The following is a 15,639-nucleotide window of genomic DNA, read 5'->3' as shown; positions in this document are numbered from 1 at the left end:
TCACACCCTCCTCTTCGAACGCTGGTTGGCGGCCCTCACCTGCGCCCCGATCCGCTCCGCCGGAGTCGCCGGCCGCAACGCCTCCGGATCCGCCTCCCACTCCCTGCCGCCGCCCACCGGGCGCAACATCGCATACGGCCCGACCTTGTCCCGGTACTCACCCACGCGCCGCGTCTGCGGGTCGTAGACAAGCTGCCCCTCTGGTTCCACACGCACTCCACAGCCCTGTTCGTAACTCTGGGTGTACATAGCGTCGCCGACGGGAACGGTCGCTATCAACGCGGGACGCGTGGCACTGGGCCTTTGCCACGGAGGAGCACGAGGGGGACGTTGTGACGAGGCGGAACGCCGAGGGGGCCGGCGGGGCCGGGAGTTCGGTGCTGTTCGGCGAGGTACTACGGCACTTCCGCGAGGCGGCGCTGCTGACGCAGGAGGCGCTGGCCAAGCAGATCCCCTGCGACCGGTCGCAGGTGGCGAAGATCGAGGCGGGCACGAGGGTCCCGAGCGAGCAGTTCGCGAAGCGGTGTGACGCGGTGCTGGACACGGGTGGGGTGTTGACCCGGATGTGGGGCAAGGTCGACTGGTATCCGCAGGTGGAACATCCGGATTGGTTCAAGCGCCGGGCAGAGATGGATGCGGAGGTCGTCGACCTGCGTGCGTACCACGAGCGCGTCATCCCGGGCCTCTTGCAGACAGTGGACTACATGGAGGCGCTGTTCAGCCGTCGCCGCAGGACTTCCGAGGAGGTGGAGGAGCGAGTACGTGCCCGACTGAGCCGACAGCAGCGCTTCCTGGAACCTGACGGCCCGTTCTACGCCGTGGTGTTGGACGAAAGCTGTCTACGCAACCTGGTGGGCAGCCCGGCCGTCATGCGGGGTCAGTGTGCGCACCTGCTCGACGTGGCCGAGCGCGCCAACGTCCACATCCAGGTCGCCCCGGCCGGTCTCTCGGGACTCATCCGCCCCAACGGTTCAATGTCGCTGATCACGCTGCCGGACGGGCACAAGTGGGTCTACTCGGAGACCCTGGACCGCGGCTACTTCAGCGACGATCCGGCCGTCTTCGGACGGTACAGCCAGACCTATGATGTGCTCAGGGCAGACGCTCCGTCAGCCCGTGAGTCCGCCGCTCTGATCAGCGACGCGATGAAGGGGTACGAGCATCATGGACAGGTACCAACTGAGCGTGGCGACCTGGATCAAGAGCAGCTACAGCGACGACAACGGCGGCGACTGCATCGAAGTAGCCCCCGGTTTCCCCGGACTCGTCCCCGTCCGCGACAGCAAGAACCCTGACGGCCCCGTAATGGTCATCAACCGCTCCGCCTGGCACCGCTTCGTCGACACCGTTCGGACGCTTCCGTAACCGAACGGGCAACCTCCGCCTTCATTTCGACCCAACTTCCCCTCGCCGCCCCGCTGTTGATAACCACAACAGCTATGACAACAACAACGGCGACTCAGGAACTGCCCTTCGTGGTGCTCGCGGGCGGCCGGGGGCTCGGCAAGAGCGCGATGCTGCGTGAGCTGCGGGCCGCGTACCGGGGCCGTACCCCCGTCGCGTTGATCGACGGCGAGGAGTCGCGGTTCGACGGGCCGCCGCCGGACCGGCCGGTGGAGTCGTGGTCGCCCGCGTACGAGGCACTGCTGACGGTCGCGGAGCAGCTCGCGGAGCCGGTGCCGGGGACCGGGAGGCGGATCACGTTCCCGAGGCTGGCGTGCGGGCTGCTGGCCGTCGCGGCGGGCGGCTGGCGCGGCCGGGACCTGCCGCGGGTCCGGGAGGAGGCCGAGCGGATCCTGGCGCTGAGCGAGACGGGGTCGCGGCCGGGGCCCGGCCGATGGGCGGGCAGAGTGGCGGCGAGACTGACGGCCTCGCTGTCCGGGTCGGGGCTGGTGGTCGAGCCGGTCATCGAGGCGGCCCTGGAGGCGTTCACCGAGGGCATGTCGTCCGCGCACCGGCGGCTGCGCAAGGGCGCCGTCTGGTATCGCGACCACCCGAGGACGGGCGGCAACCCCAAGCTCGGGCTCGTCCTGCTCTCCGGGCACTTCCGGACGGACGGCGCCCCGCGCACCTACGCCGAGCGCCGTCTCGTACGGGCGCTGCTGGCGGACCTCGACGACGCGTACGCGGGGGTCGTACGGCGCACGCACCGGGCCGGGCGGCCGGTGGTGCTGCTGGACAACGTGCAGGAGCCGGCCGGGCGGCGGCTGATGGAGTGCGTGCTGCGGGACCGAGCCGACGGCATACCCGACGACGTGGCCTTCTACGCGGCCCTGCGCGGCGACGGCCACCCGGCCCTGCGCGACGCCGAACGCCGCACGCTCCCCGGGGCGACACCCGACACCCCCTGGACACCGGGCAGCACACCGTCATCCCGCGCCCTGCTCGTCTCCCTCCCGCCGCCGGCGCCTTGAGTGCGGTCACGTCCTCGCCTGGACCCGGCCCGGCCGTGACTTACGCCAGCTGAGGCGGTCGTGGACTTCACTCGCCAGGGCAGACCGATACGGGGCGTTCCAGCCGTGGGGGAAGAAGACACCGGCGGGGACGATCAGGTTGGTGCGCTCGTCGCACGCCAGGATGGCCCTGAGCCAGGTGCGTACCGCGTGGTGGAAGTCGTAGGTGAGCGGCGCGGGCGCGAGCAGCCAGTCGCGGCACTGACCGCCCACGTGCCGACGGTAGTCGCCGCGGTTTCTGCCGGGCCACGGGCTCTCCGGCTGGAGGAGATGCAGTCCGTACCCCAGCTCGGTGAGCACATCCAACGCCCGGCCCAAGGCGTCATGGTCCGAGCTGGGCAGGATCTCCAGCACGATCCAGGGCCGGTGGCGGCGCACCGTCTCCAGCGCGCCCGCCAGCACCTGGCCCTCCAGCGTCTCCACATCGATCTTGATGAGGTGGGGCCGGGCCGACCGTTCCTCGGTGAACGCGTCCAGCGTGGTGACCGGCACGCTCACGGTCTCGGTGTGCTTGCGATGCGCGGCGTTGAGGGAGTTGGAGGATTCGCCCTTCAGGGACAGACAGAGCTCGGCGGTGCCCGGCGTGTCGGAGACCGCCGAGGTGATCAGCTCGAAGCCGAGGCCGTTGTGCCGGCGGATGTCCTCACAGATGCGTGCCGTGTCCGGTGTCGGTTCGAAGGCGTGCACCGACAGCCGGTGGCCGTACACCGCGTCGATCAGTGCCGCGTAGAGGCCGATGTGCGCGCCGACGTCGTACACCGCGCTGCCCGGCGGCGCCTGCTGCGCCAGGGCCAGCAGCGTCGCCTGGGTGACGGGCTCGTACCCCGCCAGACCCGATCGGCGCAGCTGCCGCTGTACGGCGGTCTGTTTGCGGCTCAGGACGTTGAGCGCGCGTGGATAGGAGCCGTCGGCCTCGAGGACGCCGGAATGGTGAGGGAGCCTGATGGCGAGGGGCATGGCGGGGAGAACGCCTCCTTGTGGTCGGGCTGGTGGTCGGGCCGGTGCTCGAAAGGGCTGGGGGCGGGGAAGTAGCCGTCCAGAAAGCGCTGCACGAGTGCCACATCGGTGTGGCCCTCGGCGTCACAGGTCACCGTGTCGTTGAGGCAGAAGGCGACATTCGATCTGGAGGCCAGCAGCCGGCGCAGCCGTGGGGCGATGCCGGGCTGGGAGATGTCGATGTAGTCGTAGCGGATGCTGCCGGGGACGGCCCGGCCCGTGTGGAACGCGTAGTAGTGGTGCAGCGAGTTGGTGATCGAGATGTCGTCCGGGCCGCGGAAGGCGTGGGCGGCGGTGCGCCGGTGGTCCTCCGCGAAGACCTGCTCGATCTCGGCCAGCACACTGCGCCGCAGCGCGCACGGTGTGTGCTTCATCTTCTGGGTGATGCTGCTGCCGAAGCGGGCCTGAAGGAGCCGGCGGTTGGTGAGGCCCGCGGCGGAGACCGGTACGTCGTCCGCGCCCGCGCTTCCGACGGGCGGCAGCAACGCCTTCGAGAGGAAGAACTTACTGATGCCGTTGGCCAGGAAGAACTGCTGCGGCACCGTGGGGCGCCCGAGGAAGACGTCGTCGTTGAAGTAGAGGAACTGCTCGGCGAGCCCCTCGATGTGATGCAACTGGCTCTCGATGGCGTGCGAGTTGAACGTCGGGAGCACGGCGGGGTCCGTGAAGATCTCCCGGTGGTCGACGACCGTGAGCCGGGGATGTCCGGTGTCCAGCCAGGCGGGCACCTGCTGGTCGGTGACAAGGTAGACATGCCGGATCCACGGGGCGTACATGTGCAGCGAGCGCAGCGAATAGCGCAGCTCGTCACGGCTGAGATAGCGGGCCGCGTTGGCGGCCTGCGGGTGGTACGGCTCTCCCACGACCGTTGCGCGGCGCCGCTGCCATGCGAGGTCGGAGCCGTCGACCCAGGTGTACACGGCGTCGACGGGGAAGTGGATGTCGTCGGGCACCGGCTCGGCGAACTCGCGCCGGGTGCGCACGGTGGCGGGCTGCGGCCGGGTGTGCTCGGACACGAGCCGGGTGAAGCGGCGACCGGGGACCTCGACCACGGGCGCCTCCCGGCGGACGCGCTCGCAGGTGAGGTTGCGGCGCGGCGCCACGAGTTCGGCGCCCTCCTCGGAGGGTCGCCAGACCTCGATGTCGCAGCCGTAGCCCGCGCCGAGCACCATGCCGGGTGTGGCGGCGTCGGCCAGGTAGCAGAAGACGCGGATGACCTGCCGGCCGGCGGCCCGCTGCCAGGAACGCGGGGAGCCGACCGGTTCGGCGCGCCGGTCCCGGGCCCGCTCGGATCCACCCGTCCGCGTGAGGTACGCCGGCACGTCCGCGCCCATGGCGACCAGTGCGCTCTCGGCCGCCGCCCGGTCTTCGGAGCTGATCCCCACGGCGGAGGAGGAGTTCGCGGCATTGCGTACGACGAAGTGCTCCACGCCCGCCTTTTCCAGCGTGCTCAGCACCAGTCGCAGATTGTGCTCCCGGGCCAGAAGGGGCGTCACGCCCTCTCGCAGCAGAGCGATACGGGTCCCTCCGGCGGTCAGTACGGGCACCCGCTCGCCGTCCCGCAGCAGCCCTCGGCGCTTCAGTCGCGCGCACAGCCGGCGGTGCCGCGCCTCACGCATCAGGGCCGCCGGTCTCTCCAGCCGCCACCGCAGCCTCCCCCACTGCTCCGCACCGAACCGGGCCCGCACGGCCCTGCGCATCCGCAGGGGCAGCAGCCTCCGATAGGCCCTGAGCATCACGGACGGCGGTGGAGCCTGAAGCTGTGCGGCGCGGCGCGAATCGGCCTGCGCCGAGACGTTCATGGTCATGGCACACCCCTGGTCTGTCTCGTCCAGGTTTCTATGCACTTGCCCGCTGGGCGAATATCAGATATGGGGGAAAACTGCCCGATTGCCCTAATGCAGGTCGGGTCGGTGAGCCGAGGAACGGCAGGTGGCGCCCGGGGATGCCGGTGTGGTCCACATGGAGCAGGCGTTCCCGGCGTCCACCTGCTGTTCCTTCCGGATCGCCGCCGCCACCCCCCGCTCAGTCAGGGCAGTTCCCCCGTCTTGTCCACCACCGCCTGCTCGGTGATCGCCTTGGACATGAGGACGGTGCCGTCCTTCACCGGCGGACACGTCGACCCGCCCCGCTCCGCACCCTGACCCGCGTCGTCCCCCGCGCCGTCCCCCGCCTCATCGCCCGCGTCCTCGCCGCTCGGCGCGACCCGCACCCGCCGCTCGCCCAGGTACTCCAGCGTCTCCTCGTCGAAGATCCACTCGATGCGCTCGGTGCGGTCCTCGTCCGGCGTGCGCCCGATCGCTATGCCGCCCCGGCCGAGGGCGTCCTCCACGCCGAACTCCGCGGTCACGCCGGGCAGTTCGGCGACGGCCCGGAAGAGCGCGGCGCTCACCTCCGGCGGCACCAGGTTCTCGCTCAGGATCTCGCCCGCGGTCTGGAAGGCGCTGTCGTCGGTCCTGCTCCGTGCGTTGCGCCCCGTGTGCAGCCACTTGTACATCGCCTCGGGATCGGTGGGCAGCTCCCGCACCGCGCGGTAGTTCATGGGCGCCTTGGCGCCGCTCGACTTGGACTTGGGGTGCTGCTTCTCCTCGTACGTCTTCCTGCCGTTCTCGTACGACCGGTCCAGCCCCCAGAGGGTGCCGTCGACCGATGTCCAGGACTCGAAGTCGTAGAGGGTGACGCGCTGGACCACACAGGTGTCGTCGAAGGTGGCGTCGACGGCGTCCTCCGTGCTCTTGATGTAGACGAACTGGTCGTCGCGGACCGGCCCAGGACCTGGCCGCTTCTCGGCGGCCCGCGCGATCCGCTCCAGCAGATCGGCCGCGCTCCGCGCAGGAGCCGTCGCGCTGTCCGTGCCCGTCCTCGGCGGTACGGCGGCGTCCTGGGTGACGGCGGCTCCCACGACGACAGCGGCCGTCAGCGCGGCGGCCACCGCCGGCGCGACGAACGCGGGGCGCCGCCAGAGCGGCCGTGCGCCCGGCCCCTCCGCCCTGTCGGTGTCACGTCCCTCGGCGCCGCTCTCGATCTCCCGCATCAGGTGCTCCCTCAAGGCGTGGTGACGGCCCGGCGGGAGGTCCCGGTCCTCGGCGGGCGGGATGCCCGGGGAGGAGGGAACGCCTTGGGGGGACGGGTTGTCGTTCACTGCTTCCCCTCCTGGATGGGCCCGGCCACGGGTGTGCGGCCGCCCTTTGTCTGTCCGCGGCCGCCGCCGGGTTCCGTGCCGAGCTGCGCGGCGAGCTTCGTCCGGGCCCGGGAGAGCCGGGAGCGTACGGTGCCGACCGGGATGCCGAGCGCCTCGGCGGCGGCCGCGTAGTCGAGGCCGCCCCAGACGCACAGGGCGAGCACCTCGCGCTCGGGGCGTCGCAGGCGGTCCACCGCCGTGCGTACGGCCTTCAGGTACGCCTTGTCGTCGAGGTTCCCGGCGACCTCGTCGGCGAAGTCCCGCACGGACTCCGGCCTCGGCAGCCGCGCGACGGCCGCGGCGTGCCGCCGGCCGGCACGGCGGGTGTTGCGGGCCACGTTGGTCGCGATGCCGAGCAGCCACGGACGCGGCGAACCGCCCTCCGCGTCCAGCCGCCCCCGCAACCGCCACGCCTCCAGGAAGGTCAGCGACACGATGTCCTCGGCCGTCGACCAGTCCCCCGTCAGCCGGAAGGCATGGTTGTAGACGGACCGCGCGTACGCGTCGAAGACCTCGCCGAAGGCGCCCGCGTCCCCGTCTCTGATCCGCGCGCGCAACTCGCGCCGGTCCCCCGTGTCCCCGTCATTCGTCTCCACGCCCCTCCCCCTGTCCGTACGCCGAAGGCCGGTTCCCGTGACACACGTCACAAGAGAACCGGCCTTCGGTGTACGGAAGCTGTACGGGAGTGGATGTACCGGAGCGATTGTCCGGGAGCCGGACCGTCAGACGCCGACGGACTGCAGCACGGCCATGCTCACGTCCGCGTAGGAGTGCTTGCCGGAGACGAGGATGTTCACGCCGTAGTAGTTCCACAGCCAGCACACGAACGCGGCGAGCGCGATGTACGCGGCCTTGCGGCCCTTCCAGCCGGCCGTGGCGCGGGCGTGCAGGTAGGCGGCATAGAACACCCAGGTGATGAACGACCAGGTCTCCTTGGGGTCCCAGCCCCAGTAGCGGCCCCACGCGTCGCCCGCCCAGATCGCGCCCGCGATGATCGTGAACGTCCACAGCGGGAAGACGGCGGCGTTGACGCGGTACGAGAACTTGTCGAGGGAGGCCGAGGAGGGCAGCCGCTCCAGGACGGAACTGGCGAAACGGCCGGGCCGGCCACCGCTCGCGAGCTTGCTCTCGTAGGAGTCCTTGAAGAGGTACATGATCGTGCCGACCGCGCCCACGTAGAAGACCGCGCCGCAGAAGATCGCGGTGGAGACGTGGATGTACAGCCAGTACGAGTGGAGGGCGGGAACCAACTGGTCGCTGGCGGTGTACAAGACAGTGACGGCGAGACCGAGATCGAGGAGGACCGTCGTGATGAGCGGGAGCCCGAGCCAGCGGACATTCTTCTTCAGCGCGAGCAGCGACAGGTACACGCCGACGGCCACGGTGGAGAAGGTGATGTTGAACTCGTACATGTTGCCCCACGGCGCCCGCTGCACCGACAGCGCCCGCGCGAGCACCCCGCCGAACTCGACGAGGAAGGCGACCACGGTGAGGGACACGGCGATACGGCCGTAGAGGTCGCCCTGCTCGTCCCCGCCATGGGCCCCGGGCCCGTCCGGCACGTTCCGCGCACCGGCGACGGCCCGCACGACGACCTTCGGCCGCTCCAGCACACTCGTCCCACCGGCCGACTTCACCGTCACCGCGGGAGCGTCCGCCTTCTTCACCGCGTCGGCATCAGCGGTCAGCGCGGCCGCCGTACGGCCCACCTTGCTCCGGCTGCCGAACAGCCATTCAGCGATGTGCGCGAAGAAGGCCAGGGTGTACACGGCCATCGCGGAGTAGATCAGCGTATTGCTGATGTTCGCGAGGTTCTCGTTCGTAGCGGCGGCGAGAGTCACGGTTTATCAGCCCCTTCGGTCTCGGAGTCTGCGTCGGCTGCGGGCAATCGTGCGGAGTCGGGCTCGGCGACAGTCGGGGCCTCGGCGTGCACAACGGCGGCCAGATCGCCCAACTCCTCCGGCACCTTCGCCGACTCACTGCGCCCGAGCCCCGCCATCTCCACGACGGTGACCCCGTCGGGGCCGGTGGTGGCGCGCACCCACACCCGGCGCCGCTGGATGAACAGGGACCCGGCAAGACCGGCGATCGCGGCGATCGCCCCGGCGAGCGCCCACCCGCTGCCCGGCTGCTGTGTGACCTGGAAGCCGGCCCACTCCTTGACCCCGTCGAAGGTGATCGTGCCCGCACCGTTCGGCAGCGTCACGGAGTCGCCGATCTTCAGGTTCACCCGCAGCTGCTCACCCTCGGAGTCCTTGAACCCCTTCAGCTTCGACTTGTCGAGCTGGTACACGCTCTGCGGGATGCCCCCGTTGACCCGGAGATCACCGTGGTACGGCGTCAGATTCAGCCGGGGGTTCAGCAGCGCCGGGAACTGCGAGACCACAGCGGTGTTCGCACCGCCGTACGTCGGAAGGAAGAAGGCCTGGATACCGAGCTGGTCCCACTTGCCCCGGGCGTCGCGGTAACCGTCCATGACCTTGATCGCACCGGTGGAGGTGACGTTGGCGTCCAGCGGCAGCAGCGGCACGGCGTCGTTGAAGACGACCTTGCCCCTGCCGTCCTTGATGGTGATGACGGGGGCGTACCCATGGCTGACGAGATAGACCTTCGAGTCGTCGATCTCCAGCGGCTGGTTGACCTCGACCTTGGTCGACTTCTCCGCGCCGTCGGCGCCGACGGCGTAGTCGACGGAGGCCTCGTAGATCCGCGGAGTGCCCTTGTTCGGCCCGCTCGTCTCGTACGTGCCCCGGAAGTTCTTGAGGTCGAAGCTGAACGGGTTGAGGCCCTCCGCGGTGAAGAGGTTCCCGGACTTGAAGTCGTCGTACTGCGTGAGGGTGTTGGCGAAGCCGTCGCCCTCGACGATCAGCTTGTTGCCCTCGGCCCGGTAGAGCTGACCCCAGGCGAAGGCGACGAGCATCACGATCAGCGCGATGTGGAAGGCGAGGTTGCCCGCCTCCCGCAGATAGCCCTTCTCGGCGGCGACCGCGTCCCCGGCGATGTGCGCGCGGAACCGGCGCTTCTTCAGCGCCTGCAGCGCGGCCTCGCGCACCTGCTCGGGCGCGGCCTCCGTACGCCACGTCGCGTAGGCGGGCAGCCGGGTCAGCCGCTTGGGCGCGCCCGGCGGCCGGCCGCGCAGCTGGCCGACGAACTGCCAGGTCCGGGGCACGATGCAGCCGATGAGCGAGACGAAGAGAAGGATGTAGATCGCCGAGAACCACACCGAGCTGTAGACGTGGAACAGCCCGAGCTTCTCGTAGATCGGCCCCAGGATGTCGTGCCGCTCCGTGAAGTCGGCGACCCGCGCCGCGTCCTGCCCCGACTGCGGGATCAGCGAGCCGGGGATCGCCGCGAGCGACAGCATGAAGAGCAACAGCAGCGCGACCCGCATGGAGGTCAGCTGCCGCCAGAACCAGCGGGACCAGCCGATCACCCCGAGCGAGGGCAGATGGGGCGCGTCCTCCCGCGGGGCGGTGGAGAGCTGCGAACCGGCGGCACCGAGGTCGTTGTCATCGGTGGCGGTGCTCCCGCGCCCGGCCGTGTTCTCGCGGTTGCCGGAGTCGGTCGTCGTCATGGCTCAGATCCCAGGGGTGAAGCCGGAGGACCAGACCTGCATCTCCTGAATGATGCGGTCCCAGGCGCCGGTCAGCATCAGCAGTCCGATCGTGATCATCATGCCGCCGCCGATGCGCAGCACCCACGCGTAGTGCCGCTTGACCCAGGCGAAGGCGCCGAGCGCCCTGCGGAAGGCCACCGCGGCGAGCACGAAGGGCAGGCCCAGGCCCAGACAGTACGCCACCATCAGCAGGGCCCCGCGACCGGCGCTGGCCTCCGAAAGCGCCAGGGCGTTGACCGAGGCGAGGGTCGGGCCGATGCAGGGGACCCAGCCGATACCGAAGAGCGCGCCCAGTATCGGGGCGCCCACGAGGCCGGTGGTCGGCCTGGTGTGGAAGCGGAACTCCCGCTGGGTGAACCAGGGCATCAGCCCCATGAAGAAGAGGCCCATGGCGATCATGAGCCCGCCGAGCACCTTGGTCAGCACCGCCTGGTGCTCCAGCAGGTTCCGCCCGAAGTAGCCGAACAGCGCGCCGCTGGAGACGAACACCACGGTGAACCCGAGCACGAACAGTCCGGCCCCGGCCGCCATCCGCCCCTTGCGGGCGTCGGCCAGATCGGTGCCGCCGACTCCGGTGACGTACGAGAGATAACCCGGCACGAGCGGCAGTACGCACGGCGAGAAGAAGGAGACGAGCCCGCCGAGAACGGCGACCGGCAGGGCGAGCAGCAGCGCCCCGCTGAAGACGGTCTGGTTCATCTCGGCGGCGGTCGTGGTCAGAGCGGTGGTCGTGGTCAGCACGGACGTCCCCAGCACGTCACTTCTCCGCGAGGATCGGCTTGAGCATCTTGCGCAGCTTCTCCTCGCTGAGCGGCTGCTGGGTGCGCGAGGCGAGCTTCCCGTCCCGGTCGATGACGAGCGTGGAGGGGATCATCTGCGGGTTGAGCGAGCCCTGCTCGAAGCGCAGCAGCAGCTTCCCGGTGGGGTCGTACAGGCTCGGGTAGTCGACCTTGTACTGCTCCTCGAAGGAGAGCGCGGGCCGTGTGCTGGTGTCACGCGTGTTGATGCCGACGAACTGCACGCCCTGGTCGGCGAGATCCTCGGAGACCTTCACCAGGTTGGGCGCCTCGGCGCGGCACGGCGCGCACCACGAGCCCCACACGTTCAGGACGATGATCTTGCCTTTGTAGGCGGACGAGACATCGAGCTGGTCGCCGTCGATGGTCTTCCCGGAGAGCGCGGGCGCGTCGCCCCGCTCTCCCTTCTTCACCGTCGCGATCCCGTCGGAACCGGTGATGAACCCGGTCCCGCCACTACCGCCCTCGATGCCTCCGCCCGCACAGGCGGAGAGCACCAGTGCCAGGGCACCGGCCCCGGCGGAGAGCAAAGCGGCACGACTGCGGCTCGTACGGACACTCATGTGAAAAGTTTCGCATGCCCGTTTCGCGGTCTTACGGCGGGGTCAGCCGTCACCGTTTGGCGAGGTCAGGCGGCCGATCCGGCCCCCAGGAACTCCTTCCAACCGCCCGTCGGCCGCTGCCCCACCCCGAGCGTCCGGAGCTTGGCGAGGACCTCCGGCTTCTGGACATCCAGCCAGTCCACGAACTGCCGGAAGGAGACGATCCGTATGTCCCCCTCCTTGGCCTTCTCCTTGGCCCGGGCGATGTGCTTGAGGGCCTCCTCGACGGCGTCCATGTAGACCCCGCCGTTCCACTCCTCGAAGTGGTTGCCGATGAAGAGCGGCGCCCGGTTCGTCTCGTACGCGCGCTGGAACCCGGCGACGTACGCGCCGGTCGCCTGGGTGCGGTAGGCCGGGTAGTTGGCGGGCGGGGCCTGGGTGGAGTTCTGGGACTGGTTGTACATGATGTTGTAGTCCATCGAGAGGACCTCGAAGCCGCGGCCCGGGAACGGCACGGACTGCAACGGCAGGTCCCACAGCCCCTGCTTCTTCTGCGGCCAGACCTGGAGGCCGCCGGGCGAGGAGGAGTCGTAGCGCCAGCCCAGCTCGCGCGCGGTGGGCAGCAGGTTCTCCTGCCCCATCAGACACGGGGTCCGCCCGCCGACGAGTTCCTTGTCGTAGTCGAAGGGCAGCGGTTCGACGTCGGTCCAGCCGCTGTTGGTCCGCCACTCCTTGACGAACGCCTTCGCCTGGTCGATCTCGCTGCGCCACTGCTTGGGCGTCCAGTTCCCGACCGAGCCGGTACCGCCGCAGAAATGGCCGTTGAAGTGGGTGCCCATCTCGTGCCCGTCGAGCCACGCCGTGCGCACATGCCCCAGCGTCGACTTGATGTGCTCGTCCGTCAGATAACCGATGTCGGAGGCGCCGGGCGCGTTGTTCGGCGGCAGATACTTGCGCTTCTTCGACTCGGGGAGGAGATAGATCCCGGAGAGGAAGAACGTCATATGGGCGTCGTGATCCCGCCCGGCCTTCAGGAACCGCTCGAAGAGACCGTTCCCGACGTCTCCGGCCCCGTCCCAGGAGAACACCACGAACTGCGGCGGCGTCTCTCCCGCCGCCAACGGCTGCGGCTTCCCCGGCTGGTTCGGCTGCTTCCCCGTGTACGCGGTCGACCCGTCACCCAGCGGCTTCGCCGTCTTCCCCGGCTTCTTCTTCCCCGGGCCCTTGTCGCCACCACCGGGCCCACCGGCCTCGCTCGGCGTGCCCCCGAGCCCCGTACCGCACCCGGTCAGCCCCAGCCCGGCAGCGGCACCCGCACCGAGCCCGAGCATCCCCCTTCGCGATATTTCGCGCATTACGTCCCCCTTGGCCAGCTCACGCACCAGTTCACGTGAAGCACACCGTTTTAGAGGGATGAGAGCAGGCGAGGGTTCCTTATGATCTCCGGCGAACGCGGATTCTTTTCAGGGGCGCGGGGCCGCATCGACGGACCCGCGGCTCCCCAGTCGCCCTACGCCCCGAACGCCTTGTCCTTCCCCTTCACCGGCTTGGCCCCGGCCAGGAGATGCGGCGGCACGAGATCCCGCGCCGGCTCGCTGTAGCCGACCGACACGATCTTGTCGCCCTGGTACGTGAACGTGGTCAGGGAGGCGAGCGTGCACTGCCGACGGCGCGGATCGTGCCAGAGGCGCCGCTTCTCGACGTACGACCGCACGATCCAGATCGGCAGCTGATGGGAGACGAGCACGGCCTCGTGCCCACGCGCCGCGTCCTTGGCGGCGTCGAGCGCCCCCATCATCCGGACGACCTGGTCGAGGTACGGCTCGCCCCAGGACGGCTTGAAGGGGTTGACCAGGTGCTTCCAGTTCTCCGGCCGCTTCAGCGCGCCGTCGCCGACACCGAAGGTCTTGCCCTGGAAGACGTTGCCCGCCTCGATGAGCCGCCCGTCGGTCGCGAGGTCGAGACCGTGCGCCTTGGCGATCGGTGTCGCCGTCTCCTGTGCCCGCTCCAGCGGGGAGGCGACGACGTACGTGACGTCCCGGGGTGCGAGATGCTCGGCGACCTTGTCGGCCATCCGGCGCCCGAGATCGGAGAGGTGATAGCCGGCGAGCCGCCCGTACAGGATCCCGTCCGGGTTGGCGACCTCGCCATGCCGCATCAGGTGGACGACGGTGATGTCACTCATGCCGCTGTGGCCTCCGCTGCTGCCCGCGCCGCCGCCGGAAGGGCGTCGGCGATCCGCTGAACCGCCCGCTCGTCGTGCGCGGTCGACACGAACCACGACTCGAACGACGACGGCGGCAAGTAGACACCCTGCGACAGCATCGAGTGGAAGAAGGCGTTGAAGCGGTACGACTCCTGCGCCTTGGCCTCCTCGTAGTTCCGCACGGGCGTGTCCGTGAAGAACACGGAGAACATGTTGGAGGCGTTCTGCAGCGTGTGCGCGACGCCTTCCTTGGTGAGCGCGTCCGAGACAAGCCCCTGGATCCGCTCGGACACGGCGTTCACGACGTCGTACGCCGCGTCGTCCAGCAGCCGCAGCTGCGCGAGCCCGGCGGCCGTCGCGACCGGGTTCCCGGAGAGCGTGCCGGCCTGGTAGACGGGCCCGGCGGGCGCGAGATACGCCATCACGTCGGCGCGCCCCCCGAAGGCGGCGGCGGGGAAGCCACCGCCCATGACCTTGCCGAAGGTCATGAGGTCCGGGACGACCCCGTCGATCCCGAACCATCCGGCCCCGCTGGTCCGGAACCCGGTCATGACCTCGTCGGAGACGAACAGCGCGCCGTTCTCGGCACACGCGTCCTTGAGCCCCTGGTTGAAGCCCGGCAGCGGCGGCACGACGCCCATGTTGCCCGGGGAGGCCTCGGTGATGACGCAGGCGATCTCGCCGGGGTGGGCGGCGAAGGCGGCGCGTACGGCGTCGAGGTCGTTGTAGGGCAGGACGATGGTGTCGCCGGCCTGGGCGCCGGTGACGCCGGGGGTGTCGGGAAGAGCGAAGGTGGCGACGCCGGACCCGGCTGCGGCGAGCAGCGAGTCGACGTGACCGTGGTAACACCCGGCGAACTTCACCACCTTGCTGCGGCCGGTGAACCCCCGGGCCAGCCGGATCGCCGACATGGTGGCCTCGGTCCCGCTGGACACGAGCCGCACCTGCTCCAGCGGCCCGACCCGGTCCACCATCTCCTCGGCGAGCGCGACCTCGCCCTCGCCGGGCGTACCGAAGGAAGTACCGCGCGAGACGGCCTCCTGCACGGCGGCGATGACCTCGGGACGGGAGTGGCCGAGGATCATGGGACCCCACGAACACACAAGATCGACATACTCGCGACCATCGGCGTCGGTCAGATAAGGACCGGTACCGGACACCATGAACCGGGGCGTACCACCCACGGCACGGAAGGCGCGCACCGGAGAGTTCACGCCGCCGGGCGTGACGGCCGCCGCGCGCTCGAAAAGAGTCTGCGAAACTGGGGCTTCGTACGGATAGCTCACACAGGCCATGGTGTCAGAGGCTCCGAAGATCCTGCCGACTGGTGTTTACACACACGTTTCGGCGGGCGGTCGCGGGGGAGGTCACTGACACGATGATCGGGTTGCGCGGCGGGGGTCACGCGACCCAGAAATGCGTTCGGGTGGAGATATGCATCGCGGTGGCGGACTGGGCGAGGGGGCCGGTGACCTCGGTCCTCGTCGTGCCCGGCGGGGCAGGCACCGGCGCGAGGCGGAGGAGACCGCGGAGAAACGACAGGACCGGGGCGGCTCGACGGACCGGGGCGCGTCCACCGACCGGGGCGCACCGGGCGTTTCGGGCACACCGGGCACACCGGGCGAGCTGAGCGGGTCGGCCGGGCCGGGTGGATCGGCCGGACCGGGCGGATCGGCTGGACCGGGGCCGCAGGGATCGCTGCCGGGATCGCAGGGATCGTTGCCTGCGCCGCCGCCGGGACCCCCCGTGCCACCGGTACCCCCCGCGCCGCCGTCGGGGTCGCCGGGGTCACAGCCCCCGTACGCTCCGCAGGGTCGGCCGGGCGTGTACGGTCCGCAGGGTACACAC

Annotated in this window: 15 protein-coding genes; 3 read left to right on the top strand and 12 right to left on the bottom strand. The window is 70.0% G+C overall.

The genetic code is table 11. The annotated features are described in order from the left end of the window. Window positions 1-210 (bottom strand): hypothetical protein, encoded by a 210-nt coding sequence (locus JIX55_RS30370; RefSeq protein WP_257566428.1) that lies wholly within the window; start codon window positions 208-210, stop codon window positions 1-3. A 122-nt stretch (window positions 211-332) separates the two neighbouring features. Between JIX55_RS30370 and JIX55_RS30365 the strand changes: the two genes are divergently transcribed. From JIX55_RS30365 to JIX55_RS30355, 3 genes are all read left to right on the top strand, one after another. Then, window positions 333-1,295 (top strand): helix-turn-helix domain-containing protein, encoded by a 963-nt coding sequence (locus JIX55_RS30365; protein WP_443046563.1) that lies wholly within the window; start codon window positions 333-335, stop codon window positions 1,293-1,295. After that, window positions 1,237-1,365 carry a DUF397 domain-containing protein gene (locus JIX55_RS30360; protein ID WP_257569530.1) on the top strand — a complete coding sequence of 43 codons (129 nt, stop codon included), beginning with the start codon at window positions 1,237-1,239 and terminating at the stop codon, window positions 1,363-1,365. The genes JIX55_RS30365 and JIX55_RS30360 overlap by 59 nt, the downstream gene beginning before the upstream one ends. 74 nt (window positions 1,366-1,439) lie before the next feature. Next, window positions 1,440-2,414 carry a hypothetical protein gene (locus JIX55_RS30355; protein WP_257566427.1) on the top strand — a complete coding sequence of 325 codons (975 nt, stop codon included), beginning with the start codon at window positions 1,440-1,442 and terminating at the stop codon, window positions 2,412-2,414. Between the two features lie 6 nt (window positions 2,415-2,420). Here JIX55_RS30355 and JIX55_RS30350 read toward each other — a convergent pair whose 3' ends face one another. The 11 genes from JIX55_RS30350 to hemL form a co-directional block, all read right to left on the bottom strand. After that, window positions 2,421-3,410, bottom strand: coding sequence for an FkbM family methyltransferase (locus tag JIX55_RS30350; RefSeq protein ID WP_257566426.1), 990 nt, complete (start codon window positions 3,408-3,410; stop codon window positions 2,421-2,423). Further along, window positions 3,329-5,257 carry a stealth family protein gene (locus JIX55_RS30345; protein ID WP_257566425.1) on the bottom strand — a complete coding sequence of 643 codons (1,929 nt, stop codon included), beginning with the start codon at window positions 5,255-5,257 and terminating at the stop codon, window positions 3,329-3,331. The genes JIX55_RS30350 and JIX55_RS30345 overlap by 82 nt, the downstream gene beginning before the upstream one ends. 221 nt (window positions 5,258-5,478) lie before the next feature. Continuing rightward, a complete protein-coding gene (locus tag JIX55_RS30340) occupies window positions 5,479-6,591 on the bottom strand; it encodes a CU044_5270 family protein (RefSeq protein WP_257566424.1) in 1,113 nt (370 codons plus the stop codon). Continuing rightward, window positions 6,588-7,226 carry an RNA polymerase sigma factor gene (locus tag JIX55_RS30335; protein WP_257566423.1) on the bottom strand — a complete coding sequence of 213 codons (639 nt, stop codon included), beginning with the start codon at window positions 7,224-7,226 and terminating at the stop codon, window positions 6,588-6,590. Before JIX55_RS30335 ends, JIX55_RS30340 begins: the two co-directional genes overlap by 4 nt. 126 nt (window positions 7,227-7,352) lie before the next feature. Continuing rightward, the gene (gene ccsB, locus JIX55_RS30330) at window positions 7,353-8,471 is read right to left on the bottom strand and encodes a c-type cytochrome biogenesis protein CcsB (RefSeq protein ID WP_257566422.1); all 1,119 of its coding nucleotides are present in this window, start codon (window positions 8,469-8,471) and stop codon (window positions 7,353-7,355) included. Beyond that, window positions 8,468-10,204 carry a cytochrome c biogenesis protein ResB gene (gene resB, locus JIX55_RS30325; RefSeq protein WP_257566421.1) on the bottom strand — a complete coding sequence of 579 codons (1,737 nt, stop codon included), beginning with the start codon at window positions 10,202-10,204 and terminating at the stop codon, window positions 8,468-8,470. The genes ccsB and resB overlap by 4 nt, the downstream gene beginning before the upstream one ends. Window positions 10,205-10,207: 3 nt before the next feature. Beyond that, window positions 10,208-10,945: a cytochrome c biogenesis CcdA family protein gene (locus JIX55_RS30320; protein WP_257569529.1), complete on the bottom strand. Its 738-nt coding sequence runs from the start codon at window positions 10,943-10,945 to the stop codon at window positions 10,208-10,210. 58 nt (window positions 10,946-11,003) lie between these two features. After that, on the bottom strand, window positions 11,004-11,606 hold the full coding sequence (locus tag JIX55_RS30315; protein WP_257566420.1) for a TlpA family protein disulfide reductase: 603 nt from the start codon (window positions 11,604-11,606) through the stop codon (window positions 11,004-11,006). A 65-nt stretch (window positions 11,607-11,671) separates the two neighbouring features. Further along, window positions 11,672-12,940: a hypothetical protein gene (locus JIX55_RS30310; protein ID WP_257566419.1), complete on the bottom strand. Its 1,269-nt coding sequence runs from the start codon at window positions 12,938-12,940 to the stop codon at window positions 11,672-11,674. A 155-nt stretch (window positions 12,941-13,095) separates the two neighbouring features. After that, window positions 13,096-13,770 (bottom strand): histidine phosphatase family protein, encoded by a 675-nt coding sequence (locus tag JIX55_RS30305; protein ID WP_257566418.1) that lies wholly within the window; start codon window positions 13,768-13,770, stop codon window positions 13,096-13,098. After that, window positions 13,767-15,086, bottom strand: a complete 1,320-nt coding sequence (hemL, locus tag JIX55_RS30300; protein WP_257566417.1) for a glutamate-1-semialdehyde 2,1-aminomutase — start codon at window positions 15,084-15,086, stop codon at window positions 13,767-13,769. The genes JIX55_RS30305 and hemL overlap by 4 nt, the downstream gene beginning before the upstream one ends. Between the last annotated feature and the right edge of the window lie 553 nt (window positions 15,087-15,639).

The organism is Streptomyces sp. DSM 40750, from assembly GCF_024612035.1.
Classification (GTDB): domain Bacteria; phylum Actinomycetota; class Actinomycetes; order Streptomycetales; family Streptomycetaceae; genus Streptomyces.
Note: the sequence above shows the minus strand (reverse complement) of the source record. Positions and strands in the feature narration are given on the sequence as shown.

Coding starts and splice junctions, on each gene's coding strand:
- hemL (WP_257566417.1), bottom strand. CDS start 15,086: ATGGCCTGTGTGAGCTATCCGTACGAAGCCCCAGTTTCGCAGACTCTT.
- JIX55_RS30345 (WP_257566425.1), bottom strand. CDS start 5,257: ATGACCATGAACGTCTCGGCGCAGGCCGATTCGCGCCGCGCCGCACAG.
- JIX55_RS30355 (WP_257566427.1), top strand. CDS start 1,440: ATGACAACAACAACGGCGACTCAGGAACTGCCCTTCGTGGTGCTCGCG.
- JIX55_RS30315 (WP_257566420.1), bottom strand. CDS start 11,606: ATGAGTGTCCGTACGAGCCGCAGTCGTGCCGCTTTGCTCTCCGCCGGG.
- JIX55_RS30310 (WP_257566419.1), bottom strand. CDS start 12,940: ATGCGCGAAATATCGCGAAGGGGGATGCTCGGGCTCGGTGCGGGTGCC.
- resB (WP_257566421.1), bottom strand. CDS start 10,204: ATGACGACGACCGACTCCGGCAACCGCGAGAACACGGCCGGGCGCGGG.
- JIX55_RS30320 (WP_257569529.1), bottom strand. CDS start 10,945: ATGAACCAGACCGTCTTCAGCGGGGCGCTGCTGCTCGCCCTGCCGGTC.
- JIX55_RS30350 (WP_257566426.1), bottom strand. CDS start 3,410: ATGCCCCTCGCCATCAGGCTCCCTCACCATTCCGGCGTCCTCGAGGCC.
- JIX55_RS30305 (WP_257566418.1), bottom strand. CDS start 13,770: ATGAGTGACATCACCGTCGTCCACCTGATGCGGCATGGCGAGGTCGCC.